Annotated in this window: 13 protein-coding genes; all 13 read left to right on the top strand. The window is 30.3% G+C overall.

The annotated features are described in order from the left end of the window. Positions 1 to 12 precede the first annotated feature (12 nt). The 13 genes from HQN85_RS00470 (at position 13) to HQN85_RS00410 (ending at position 12,748) form a co-directional block, all read left to right on the top strand. Positions 13 to 765, top strand: a complete 753-nt coding sequence (locus HQN85_RS00470; RefSeq protein WP_173268384.1) for a class I SAM-dependent DNA methyltransferase — start codon at positions 13 to 15, stop codon at positions 763 to 765. 15 nt (positions 766 to 780) lie between these two features. Beyond that, positions 781 to 1,896, top strand: a complete 1,116-nt coding sequence (locus HQN85_RS00465; protein ID WP_173268383.1) for a DegT/DnrJ/EryC1/StrS family aminotransferase — start codon at positions 781 to 783, stop codon at positions 1,894 to 1,896. A gap of 2 nt (positions 1,897 to 1,898) precedes the next feature. Beyond that, on the top strand, positions 1,899 to 3,077 hold the full coding sequence (locus HQN85_RS00460; RefSeq protein WP_173268382.1) for a glycosyltransferase: 1,179 nt from the start codon (positions 1,899 to 1,901) through the stop codon (positions 3,075 to 3,077). Between the two features lie 2 nt (positions 3,078 to 3,079). Next, on the top strand, positions 3,080 to 4,105 hold the full coding sequence (locus tag HQN85_RS00455; protein WP_173268381.1) for a glycosyltransferase family 10 domain-containing protein: 1,026 nt from the start codon (positions 3,080 to 3,082) through the stop codon (positions 4,103 to 4,105). After that, positions 4,089 to 5,069, top strand: coding sequence for an acyltransferase family protein (locus HQN85_RS00450; protein ID WP_173268380.1), 981 nt, complete (start codon positions 4,089 to 4,091; stop codon positions 5,067 to 5,069). The genes HQN85_RS00455 and HQN85_RS00450 overlap by 17 nt, the downstream gene beginning before the upstream one ends. After that, a complete protein-coding gene (locus HQN85_RS00445) occupies positions 5,066 to 6,040 on the top strand; it encodes a glycosyltransferase family 2 protein (RefSeq protein ID WP_173268379.1) in 975 nt (324 codons plus the stop codon). The genes HQN85_RS00450 and HQN85_RS00445 overlap by 4 nt, the downstream gene beginning before the upstream one ends. Before the next feature lie 104 nt (positions 6,041 to 6,144). Then, positions 6,145 to 6,990, top strand: coding sequence for an FkbM family methyltransferase (locus HQN85_RS00440; protein ID WP_173268378.1), 846 nt, complete (start codon positions 6,145 to 6,147; stop codon positions 6,988 to 6,990). Continuing rightward, the gene (locus tag HQN85_RS00435) at positions 6,972 to 7,835 is read left to right on the top strand and encodes a glycosyltransferase (protein ID WP_173268377.1); all 864 of its coding nucleotides are present in this window, start codon (positions 6,972 to 6,974) and stop codon (positions 7,833 to 7,835) included. The genes HQN85_RS00440 and HQN85_RS00435 overlap by 19 nt, the downstream gene beginning before the upstream one ends. Then, complete coding sequence (locus HQN85_RS00430; RefSeq protein WP_173268376.1) at positions 7,828 to 8,796, top strand: hypothetical protein; 969 nt, start codon at positions 7,828 to 7,830, stop codon at positions 8,794 to 8,796. Before HQN85_RS00435 ends, HQN85_RS00430 begins: the two co-directional genes overlap by 8 nt. Continuing rightward, positions 8,796 to 9,728: a glycosyltransferase family 2 protein gene (locus tag HQN85_RS00425; RefSeq protein ID WP_173268375.1), complete on the top strand. Its 933-nt coding sequence runs from the start codon at positions 8,796 to 8,798 to the stop codon at positions 9,726 to 9,728. Before HQN85_RS00430 ends, HQN85_RS00425 begins: the two co-directional genes overlap by 1 nt. Next, complete coding sequence (locus tag HQN85_RS00420) at positions 9,725 to 10,738, top strand: glycosyltransferase (protein WP_173268374.1); 1,014 nt, start codon at positions 9,725 to 9,727, stop codon at positions 10,736 to 10,738. Before HQN85_RS00425 ends, HQN85_RS00420 begins: the two co-directional genes overlap by 4 nt. Next, positions 10,716 to 11,738, top strand: a complete 1,023-nt coding sequence (locus HQN85_RS00415; protein ID WP_173268373.1) for a glycosyltransferase — start codon at positions 10,716 to 10,718, stop codon at positions 11,736 to 11,738. The genes HQN85_RS00420 and HQN85_RS00415 overlap by 23 nt, the downstream gene beginning before the upstream one ends. Further along, on the top strand, positions 11,735 to 12,748 hold the full coding sequence (locus HQN85_RS00410; protein ID WP_173268372.1) for a glycosyltransferase family 4 protein: 1,014 nt from the start codon (positions 11,735 to 11,737) through the stop codon (positions 12,746 to 12,748). Before HQN85_RS00415 ends, HQN85_RS00410 begins: the two co-directional genes overlap by 4 nt. The last annotated feature ends 14 nt before the right edge of the window (positions 12,749 to 12,762 follow it).

Here is a 12,762-nt window from a genome sequence, read left to right as displayed (position 1 = left end):
CTGACTATCAGAATGAACGAAAATTTTAAATTATACAGTCAATACTATGATTTGCTTTATCAAGACAAAAATTATGTTCAAGAAACTAATTATGTAAGTGGATTGATTGAAACTTATCGCCCTAAAAGTAAAAGCATTTTAGAGCTAGGTTCTGGAACTGGAAAACATGCATTTTTATTGGCAGAAAAGGGTTATAGTGTGTTAGGTATTGAGCGTAGCGAAGAAATGGTAGCCATCGCTAACAAGAAAAAAAATGAAAGTGTAAGTTTTAAAGTAGCAGATATCACCAAATTTAATCTTGATCAAACTTTTGACATCGCAACTTCCTTATTTCATGTAATCAGTTATTTAAACGACAATGAAAGCTTAATTCAAACATTTAAAAATGTTCATGAGCATTTAAATAAAGATGGCATATTTATTTTTGATGTATGGCATAGTTCTGCGGTTTATCATCAAATACCAGAAAAACGAACTAAAATTCTACAAAATGAAAGTATCGAGGTTATTCGAAAAGCAAATCCAGTAATCTATTCAGAGAAAAATGTTGTCGAAGTTAACTATGAAATAGCAATTAAAAACCTCAGTGATAAAAGCATAAATACAATAGCAGAAAGACACCCAATGCGTCATTTTAGCAGACCAGAAATTGAGTTGTTAGCATACGCAACCGGATTTAAACTATTGGGTACCGAAGAATTTTTAACTGGTTCAGTTCCATCCACAAACACATGGGGTGTATGTTATATTTTAAAGAAAATCTAAAACTTAATCATTAAAATGCATCAACCAATTCCTGTAAATACGCCATTGCTTAATGGCAATGAATTAAAATATGTAACAGAATGTATAGAAACTGGATGGATTTCTAGTGAAGGTCCATTTATTTCAAAATTTGAAGAAAATTTTAGCAATTATATTGGTTGTGAGTATGGTGTTGCGGTAAGTAATGGTTCTGCTGCTTTAGATATCGCTATAAAAGCACTAAACATTGGCAAAGGTGATGAAATTATTATGCCAGCTTTTACAATTATTTCTCCAGCACAATCTGTTGTTACTGCAGGTGCTTTACCAGTTTTGGTAGATAGTGATCCATTAACATGGAACATGGATGTTAATCAGATTGAAGCAAAAATTACATCCAAAACAAAAGCAATATTAGTTGTACATATTTATGGTTTACCAGTGGATATGGATCCGATATTGGCTTTAGCAAAAAAATACAATCTAAAGGTAATTGAAGATGCCGCAGAAATGCACGGCCAGACTTATAAAGGTAAAATGTGTGGGAGCATGGCTGATTTAAGCATTTTTAGCTTTTATCCGAATAAACACATTACTACTGGCGAAGGCGGAATGTTATTAACAAATGATAAAACTTTAGCGGAAAGATGTAAAAAATTAAGGAACCTTTGTTTTGAGCCAAATGGACCACGTTTTGTACATTATGAATTAGGTTGGAATTATAGGATGACAAATTTGCAAGCAGCTTTAGGTTTAGCTCAATTAGAACAAATTGATGGTTTTATTGAGATTAAAAGAAAAATGGGTGCTAATTATCAGCATCAACTTTCTTTTTTGAAAGAGAAAGGATATCAATTGCCTTTAGCTAAAACTAATTTTGCAGAAAATATATATTGGGTATTTGGTTTAGTTGCACCTACCGCGAAAGAAAAAGAAGAAATTGTAAATTATCTCACTGAAAATAAGATTGGTACTCGTCCATTTTTTTGGTGCATCCATGAACAACCTGTATTTAAATCAATGGGTTTATTTAAGGATGAAACTTATCCTGTGGCAGAAAAACTAGCAAGAAATGGATTTTATTTACCAAGTGGTTTGGGATTAACCGATGAAAATATACAGACCATTGTAAATAAAATACAAGTGCAATAACTATGAGTAAAAAAATAGCTTATTTCACAAACTCAAAAACACTTTTCACCAATAATACTGTACTTGCAGTATTTAGAGAATTTTTGGAACAAGATGTTGAAATTCATTTAATTTGTCCGGATGGGAATGTAAAGTTACCTGATGATTTATCAAAAATTAAAAAACATAAAATTCCAAACCCTTTAATTTTATGGCCAAAAAATCCCTTAAAAATAATTTCAGCAATAGCAGATTATGTTTCTTTAGCCAAATTTTTATATCGTGAAAAAGTAGAAACGTTAATAGGTCAAGATCATGTTGGGTTAATTATAGCAGGTAGATTAAATAAAATTTTAAAGTGCAAAAATTTAGTATATTTTTCATTTGAGATCTACTTTCAAGATGAGCTTAATACATTGTGGGACAAAAAACTAAAAGAAAAAGAATTAAAATATGCTCTTCAGGTAACTGATATTTTAATACAAGATAAAGTCAGAATGTCTTTACTGAAAACTGAGAATAATGTTTCTGAACAAACAAATTGGCATCTTATTCCTGTTGCAACAACTTCAGATATAACCCACCTTACCAAAAATGTAAAAGCATTAAAAGAAAAGCTTTCCATACCAAATCATTTTAAACTAGCTATCCATTCAGGAAGTGTGGAGGCTTGGAGTGGCGCTCAATTTTTTATTGATGCATTAAAAGGAGATTGGCCATCAGAAACTTGGCTCGTAATACATAGTTTTGAAGAATTTTCAGACAATCACAAAGTTCATTTAGAACTTAAAGAATTACAACAAAGAGGCGTTAATGTTACCTTATATCATCATATTTTTGAAAATGATGATCAGTATTTCGAATTCTTAAAATGCTTTGATGTTGGTTTTGCATTGTATGCTGCCCAACCACAAAATGGATTAGGGAAAAATATTGGAGAAATTGGCTTGGCATCTGGTAAATTTTCTAATTTAATGATGCTCGGCATTCCAACAATCGTAACAGATAGTACTTTTTATCCCGAACTATTTGAAAAATATTTAGCTGGAGAAGTGATAAAGGAATATACACAGATAAATCCAGCGCTTAAAAAAATTGTTAATGCTAATCAGGATAAGTATGCGAAAGAAGCCAAACGGCTTTATGACGAAGTGTTAAATCCAAAGAAAGCAATACATGAAATGGTAACATCATTGATTTAAAAATGATTAAAAAATCTATTAAAATAAAGTTTCAAAACGGATTATCATTCAACGATTTCGTAAAGGAAGTCTTTGAGGTTAATAAATTAACGGACGATTTTGATTTTGAAGAATCTGATGAGCCAGATTTTATTGTTTTTGGACCTTATGGCAATAATATCCCTCCCGTGGGAAATTATACAAGGATTGGTTATTTCTGTGAAAATATGACTCCAGATTTAACTACTTGTGAATATGCATTTGGCATCCCGTTGGAAAAGGAAATTAATAATCCTAACTATAAAAGAATTCAATGGCATGGAGTAAATCCTGAATTATTTATAAAAAAATTCACAGATAATGACATTGATCGAATTGTAAGCGAAAAAACGAGTTTTTGTAATTTCTTATATTCAAACAAAGTTCCATATAGAGAAGAATTTTTTAGGCAATTATCAAAGTATAAAAAAGTTGATGCTCCTGGCAAATCCATGAATAATATGAGTGGAATTGATAGTTTGTATCAAGGAAATACTTGGGAGAGAAAACGTCAATTTCTTTCTAAATATAAGTTTACGATTGCTTTTGAAAACTATGCCTATCCTGGCTACCAAACTGAAAAACTATATGATGCCATGCAGGTAAATAGTTTGCCAATTTACAGTGGCGATATAAATGTGAGTGAAATTTTTAATGTGAAAAGTTTTTTAAATGCGAATGAATATATTAAGATTAAAAACAATAAAGTTATTCAATCTTTAGAGAAATTTTCTCAGCAAAATTTTGTCGATTTTAGACCTCAAGAATTTAGAAAACCTCAAAATCATTTAAGTAGGAAATTAAAAGCTTATGGTAGAATCCTCAAAATGTATTTAAATTATAATAATTTAAATTTCGAACCATTAATAGAAAAAATTATCGAAATAGACAATAACCAAGATTTATATATTAAGTATTTAAAAGAACCTTGGTTAAACAACAATGAGGTGCTATCAAATTCGTATAGTAAAAACACATGGTCGAAAATTTTTAATGCAGGAAAATCATAAAGGATTTATTCAAAGCATTCAATTTTTAAGAGGCTTTGCAGCATTAGCTGTAGTACTTTGTCATTATGGTTCTTCATTGGTTGGCTATAAAAACTTATCAAAGGTTTTAAATTATGGTCAATATGGTGTTCATGTATTTTTTTTTGTAAGTGGTTATGTAATTTGCCTTGCTTTGATAAAGAATAATTATCATCCAAAATATTTTTTTAATTTTTTATTAAAACGATCAATTAGAATTGATCCAGCTTATTTAACAACTATTATTTTAACGCTGTTATCATTTTGGCTATTTACCGCTATCCCATCATTTAAAGGAAATAGTATTCCTTTTATTCCAGCGCAATTTTTAGCTCACGTTTTTTATATTGTGCCATTCACTAATTTTGGTTTTTACAACCATGTCTTTTGGACATTATGTGTAGAGTTTCAGTTTTATATTTTAATAGGGAGTTTATACTTCTTGAATACAAATTTGTATTATAGGATATGTTTTCTGATGCTATTTTCAGTAACTCCTTTCATCCCATTCGCTAATTCTGGTTATTTAGTTACAACTTACTCCCCTATTTTTGCAATAGGTATTGCAACAATGCATTATCATTTAACAAAAGAAAAAAAATATTTGATCCCAATTGTTTTTAGTGCGGTAAGTATATTTTTAAATTTTAATATTGGCATATTACTCCTCATAGTTGGTGTAGCAATTTTTGTTTCTTTCATAAAGAAAATCTCAAAAATATTTGATTTTTTAGGTACAATCTCCTACTCACTATATATTATCCATCCATTAGTATTAATTTATTTATTGGGCATTTATAAAAAGCTATCTATACCCAAAAATTTAGAGCTTTTGACCTTAACAAGCCAACTGTTAATTGCGATAATTTGCGCTTACATCTTTTATATTTTAATAGAAAAACCCTCAATTACACTATCCAAAAAAATCGCTTACAAAAACAAATGACCTCTCCACTCGTTTCGATAATTATTCCATTATATAATGCCGAAAATCATTTAGTTGAAACGATAGAGTGTGTAATTAATCAAACCTGGTCACATACAGAAATCATTATTATTGATGACGGCTCTACTGATAATTCCTATCAAATCGCCAAAAAGTACGAATCGGAAAATATAATTGTCGTAAAACAAGAAAATAAAGGTGCTAGTGCTGCTAGAAATAATGGTTTAGCTATTGCAAAAGGAAAATATATTCAATTTTTGGATGCTGATGATTTAATTAATCGAGAAAAAATTGAGCTTCAAGTTAAGTTATTAGAACAGAATGAAGGATATTTAAGTATTTGTTCTACAGTATATTTTAATGATGGAGAAAATATTCTTTTAAAAGAGCCTATAAATTCATGGACCGATGGGTATTGTGGTGATAACTTAGATTTTGTTCATAAATTATTCGGTGGTAACTTCATTGGATCCAACTACGGGGGAATGGTAACTATTCATTCTTGGCTATGTCCAAAATCTATACTAGAGATTGCTGGGCCATGGAACGAAAGTTTAAGCATGGATGATGACGGTGAATATTTCTGTAGAGTAATTCTAAAAGCAAGTGGCATTTGTTATGCTCCAGGCGCATTAAATTATTACAGACAACACTTTAAAAATAAAAATCTCTCTGCTCAATTAACTTTTAAAGGTTTTGAATCTATGCTAAATGCTACTGATTTAAAATTTAACCATCTTAAAGACAAAATTGATCTTGCTCTACTTCATAAAGTCTTTTCTTTACATTATCAACAAATAGCTACAGCAACTTATCCTAAATTTAAAAGTATATCTAAAAAAGCTGTTAGCAAAGCTGAAGAAATGGGCGTAAAACAAATAAAATATTTAGCAGGACCAGTTAGCACTTTTCTAAGTAATTTTTTAGGCTGGAAACTAGTTAGATTGATTAATTATTGGCGCTTTAAATAGCGTTTAGCGTGAAAAAAAACATAGAGAATTGCCCATAGAGATTTCATTAAAAAAGATCTAATTTGTTGAAAGAGAGTATAATTAATTTATATATTTAATTACTCATGGAAAAAGAAAGTATCATAAAAGTACCAGGAGCACAATGGAAGCATAATCTTTTATATCGGTTAGCAATTTCCAAAGAATTTCCATGTAGGTTAAGAATACAGAATATTATTCGCAAATTCTGGAATCTTGATCTTTTAAAATATACAACACCTTCAGGTCTTAAACTTGTACTAGATGTTACAGACTGGGTTCAGCATCAGATCTATCTACATGGTAATTATGAAATAAAAAGTGTTGAATTATTTAAAAGATTAAGTAAAAATTCTTCAGTAGTTTTTGATATTGGTGCACATATTGGTCAGTATGCTTTAGAGTGTTCAAAGGATGATAATTCTCTTGAAAAAAAAATATTTGCGATAGAAGTTAATCCAAAAACTTTCACATACTTACTAAATAACATTCAAGTTAATAATTTCAAGAATGTTAAACCTATTTTAGGCGCTGTAGGATCTTCAAAAAATGTCGTTAACATTAATATCCCAGCATATTGGAATATGGGAAATACAATGATTAATCACGAATTGGAAAATGTAGGATTAGACAATTATTTAGCAGCAACATTAAGTTTACCTGATATACTTAAAACGAATGGCATCTTCAATATAGATTTAATAAAAATAGATGTAGAGGGTCATGAGATCCATGTTTTTAAAGAACTGTTTGGCCAAAATATATATCCAAAAGATATCATTTTCGAATATATCCCTAAAGCTTTTAAGGGAGCTGATGATCTAATTATGTTATTTAGAGATAATGGATATCACATTAAAGATATAAATAACATTGATTTTATCGGACAAGATAATATACTAGAACAAAACTTATGGGCAACGAAAGTTTAGTTGATTCAAGAGCAATCTTGGTTATCTTTACTTGTGAAAGTAGAGAACATCTTTTGATTAACACTTTTAAATCTTTTATAGAAAATTGCGATTATCAATTTGATAAAATAATTTTAGCAATTGATGGCAAAGTTAATTCTCAAATAATAGATGAAATTTCTCCAACCCTTATTGTACAACAAGTGCACAGAAATGGCTATGTAAAAAACATTATAAATGCACTAAAACAAGTCGATACTCCTTATTTTTTTTGGCTGGAAGATGATTGGCAGTTCCATAAAAAATTAAATATCGGAGAATTATTAAATTCACTACAAAATAATGATAACTGGGTAGAAATTGTGCTAAGCAAAACTGGAGTTTTAACAGCTGAGCAAAAAATAAAAGATTTATCTAATAATATGTATGAAACCACATTCGGTTTTTCTGCTAACCCATGCTTATGCAATACCCAACACATTCAATCTGCTTTTGATGCATTAGAAAACGCACCTAAAGGAAACAAATTAGGAGAAGATGGTTTTGAAAATTTTTTGACTAGAAAATTTGAAGCAGAAAATAAAAAATGTGTCATTTTAGATCCTGTAGATAAATCTCACATTTCTCATGAAGGGTATTTAGAAAGCACAGCAAGAAACTGGCACATGACGAATTCAATTGAAAATAAAACGAAAACACATATATCTATTATAGCACCACCATCATTATTTCGTAAGCTCACTATGATTGGTAAGTTACTTTTGACTTTTATTAAACTAGCAACCAAACAATTATCAAATAACAAAGTATACGAATATTGTTTTAGAATTATTAGAACTGCTAACGTCACATTAAAGGATGAATAGAAATATTTTAACTATTGCTACAGGCAAAAAATTGTATGTTGATTTAGCAGTTAATTTAGCAAGGTCGTTCTATTTATGGCATCAAAAATCTGATATCACATTTTTCATTGTAACCGATTTACCCCATTTGGTTGAGGAAGATGTATTAAAATATGCTAAAATTATTACCGTAAAAAAGGGAGAACTTGGCGAAGGTTTTTCTCCTAAATTACACTTAGATAAACTTGCACCAGAAGGACAAACTTTATTTATAGATAGCGATTGTTTGATTTTCGGTAACCTGGATAATTTGTTTGAACGATTTAAAGGCAAATCTGTATCTGTAGTCGGCGGATATATCGCAGACGGAGAGTGGTTTGGAGAAATTAAAGAGATTTGTAAGCAATTTAACATCCCCCATATTCCTAAATTTAATGGTGGAATATATTATCTCGAAAAAGGAAAAATGGCTTCTAAAGTATATGCTAAAGCTCGGGAGTTAGAAAAAGATTATGATAAAATTGGTTTTGTGAGATTGCGAAATAGGCCAAATGATGAAGTATTAATGGCATTAGCTATGCAACTTTATGAAATGACCCCATTAGTGGATGATGGAACAATAATGAGTGATCCACAAGCATGTCCAGGTGGATATGAAATTGATGTAATTACTGGTAAAAGGTGGATGTTAAATCCTCCAAAACCCAGTCCATTGCACCAAGATTGGTATCCATTTGAAAAAGTGGAGCCAATAGTAGTACATTTTTTAGGGTATTATACACAACATTATCCTTATAAAAGGGAAGTTTATCTTTTAGATAAAAAGCTAAAAAACAAGTTAAATTGGTCAGCAAAAGCTTATGCCAAATTACTTATTGAATCTCCAGAAAGAATAAAAAATAAGTTCAAGAAATTATTTAGACCAATTTATAGAGTAATTTTTGGTACTAGAAAAATTGTAAAATCCGAAAGAATAGTTTAATGGATGTAAGTATAATCATACCTGCTTATAATCGATTGTGGTGTCTTCCAAGAGCGATTAATAGTTGTCTCAATGCGAATTGCTCAACCGAAATTATTGTTGTAGATGACGGAAGTACTGATGGGACTTGGGAATGGTTAGAGAAGCAGGATAATATTATTAAAATTAAGCAAGCTAATCAAGGTCAGACATATGCCATAAATAATGGGATTGCTATAGCTAGTGGAAAGTATATTCGTTTTTTAGACAGTGATGATTTTCTTATAGAAGGAATAATTGACAAACAATTTATTGCAGCAGAACAAAACAATGCAGATTTAGTGTATTCTGGAGTAGATGTATATGTTGAAAATACAACAGAAATCATTAAATCCCCAGAAATTAATGCTCCGTGGAATGATTTTTTAACTATACAACTTGGCAATAGTTATGGCAGTCACTTTTTAGGGATGCTATTTAAAACTGAACTTGTAAAAAAGGTACCACGCAGACCTGACTTTGCGTTTAGAGAAGATAGAATGTTCCTTTTAGAATATGGATTGCTTGAACCGAAAATAGTACATGTGCCTGGCTGTGCTGGTTATTGGGTAAAACACACTGACCAAATGCAGGCAAATTACAGAGGATTAAAAGCTCAAGTTACGAATTGGCAACATTTAAACATTTATAAAAAAATATTATCACATTTACAATTAAGCGGAAAACTTACTCAAAATAGAAAAAATGCCGCTTGTGATGTTTTATGGCCTTTGGCTCATTGGGTTGCTTTAAATCATATTACTGAAGCCAATGAAATTGTAAATTGGATTTATGAATTAAATCCCCATTTTAAAATTCCTCAAAAAGGTATTTTGGGGTCTTTATACAGAAAAATGGGATTTAAAAACACTGAGAGATTATTAGGTTTAAGACGTAAGTTACTAGCAAAATGAACAGCACTAAACCCATAAATATTTTTTACGAAGAACCAGAAGCAGATCGTTGGTTTAAATATGATCGTTATCCAAGAAAAATTATTAGAAGGATAATTAGAGGTAAACAAAGACCTGGTGGTGTGATGATGGTTGCTTTAGAATTAATGCATGGATTAGATAAATTAAAAATCCCTTATCGTTTTAATGATTATAAATATACCAAAAATCATCCAAATGAATTAATTGGTGTAATTGGGAAACCACATTTAATTTTTGAGAAAAAATTTAAAAACCCAATTCTTTTTGGTGCAGGTGTATTTTCTCATCCAATAGACTGTCCAGATCTTTTTAAAATTTATCCGAATGTTAAAAAAATGTTGGTGCCAGGTCCGTGGATGCAGGCAATGTGCGAACCTTATTACCACGATAAAGTAATGGCATGGCCCGTTGGAATTGATAGCGAAAAATGGTCGGACAAAATTAAAGGAGAGAATTTAAATGTTGATTTTTTAATTTACGATAAAATACGGTGGGAGAATAATAAATTTCAAGATGATCTACTGGCACCACTTATTAAACAATTAGAAGATAAAGGCTTAAGTTATCATTATATAAAATATGGTAGCTATCAGCCTTCAGATTTAATGGATGAATTAAAAATTTGTAAAGCAGTAATTTTTTTATGTACACATGAATCTCAAGGTATTGCTTATCAGCAAATTCTATCAACAAATACACCGATATTAGCTTGGGATAGAGGCGGTTATTGGCAAGATCCGGCTTATTACCCGAATAAAGTAAAGTTTGAGCCTGTAAGTTCTGTTCCTTATTGGGATGAAAGATGCGGTGTTAAATTTAAAGGGATTTCAGATTTTCCTCTAATGCTTGATAAGTTTATTATTAAATTAAATAACAATGAGTTCAATTCAAGGAGTTTCATATTGGAAAATTTAACGCTTGAAATTTGTGCTCAAAAATACGTAACAATTTATAACGATACAGCGAATGAAAATTCTTCAAATTCTTAATCCTGTTACTCCACTTCCTGCAAAAACTATTGGGGGTTCTGAAAGGATTGTAGAATATTTAATGGATGAATTAATTCTTCTAGGCCATGATGTTACATTTATGGGCCATGATGAATCCAGTTTCACTAATCAAGTTAAACATATCCCAATTGGAACGTATTTAGATAGAAAAAAAACATTAAAAACAGTATGGAAACATTTAATAAGTACAAAATATGATGTTGTTCATAACCATGGTCGATTATTATATTTTGCTCCCATAATATATAGCAAAACGCGAAAGTTACACACGTTTCATATGGCTGATTTGGAAAGTGGATTTCATAATTTTCAACGCATGAAACCAAAAAATTTAACTTTTAGTCCATGTGGAAAATGGATTCAAGATAGGTACCAATCTCTAGGAGGAAATTGGCATTACGTTAATAATGGATTACCAATTTCTAAATATTCATTTGATAATGCACCTATTACAAATGATAATCCCTTAGTTATCATTTGTCGAATTGGACCAGGAAAAGGCTTAATAGATGCTATTGAAATCTCAAGAAAATCAAATAGAAAATTAATAATTGCAGGAAAAATTGGTGATTATCCACATGAAAAAGAATGGTTTAACGAAAACGTAGGCAAATATTTGGACGATAAAAACATAAAATTTATTGGCGAAGTAAATGATGCGCAAAAAAACGCACTGCTAAATCAAGCACTTGCACTAATTATACCAACAAAAGACAGTGAAGCATTTAATACAACTATGATCGAGGCAAATGCTTGTGGCTGTCCTGTAATTAGTTATAATCGATTTTGCTTTCCAGAATATATAACAAATGGAGTGAATGGTTTTATTGGGGATACAATAGAAGATTTGATTGATACGGTCCTTAAAATTAATCTTATTAATCGACAAAACTGTAGAACTTATTTTGAGCAAAAATACACATCTAAAACGATGGCATTAAATTACCAAAGTTTGTATGAAAATTCAATAAATAAATGAAAATAGCAATAATTGCCGATCCATTTATTCCAATACCTCCTTTAAATTATGGCGGAATTGAACGCATTATAGATTTTTTAGTCCATGGGCTTAAAGAGAGAGGACATGAAGTAATTTTAATTGCTCATCCTGATTCTAAAGTAGAGGTACCTTTAATCAAGTATAAAAATCAAAATACGAGGATAGCCACCTTACAAAATATACTCACCATAAACAAGTTGAAAAGTTTCAAACCAGATGTTATTCATAGCTTCGGTCGGCTAATAAATCTTTTGCCATTTTTAAGTTCTAATACTCCTAAAATAATGTCTTATCAGCGAGAACCAACGTTATCTCAAATTAGAAAAGCAGTATTTTTAAGTAAAAAACATACATTGAGTTTCACAGGTTGTAGCGATTATATTTCTAATCAAATTAAACCTTTTGCAGTTGCTGCAACCGTTTATAATGGTTTTCCGATACTTACCTATCATCCAAAATTTGAGTATAATGAAGATGCTCCCTTAGTTTTTTTAGGTAGAATAGAATATATTAAAGGAACGCACATTGCAATTGAAGTCGCTAAAAAAGCAAATAAAAGATTAATTATAGCTGGTAACATTCCACCAAATGAAGAAGAGTATTTTAATCAAAAGGTTAAACCTTTCCTTTCAGGAGAAATTGAATATATTGGACCAGTTAATGATATAGAAAAAAATGCTTTATTAGGCAATGCATTAGCATTTTTAATGCCTATTCAGTGGAATGAACCTTTTGGTATTGTAATGGCAGAAGCAATGGCTTGTGGTACACCAGTAATAGGATTTTCTAGAGGATCTGTTCCTGAAGTGGTAGATGATAATATTACAGGATTTGTATGTACTACACAAGATGATATGGTTGTTGCAATTGGTAAATTAGATTCAATAAATAGAGAAACTGTTTTCCAAACAGCAATGCGCAGATTTAGTAGTGATAGTATTGTTTCTGAATACCTAAAAATTTATGAAGCAAGAATTAATAAAAATTAATTTCTATCAAAATT

Source organism: Pedobacter boryungensis (assembly GCF_013204825.1).
In the GTDB taxonomy this organism is placed as follows: domain Bacteria; phylum Bacteroidota; class Bacteroidia; order Sphingobacteriales; family Sphingobacteriaceae; genus Pedobacter; species Pedobacter boryungensis.
The sequence above is the reverse complement of the archived record's forward strand: the minus strand, read 5'-3'. Positions and strand labels throughout refer to the sequence as shown.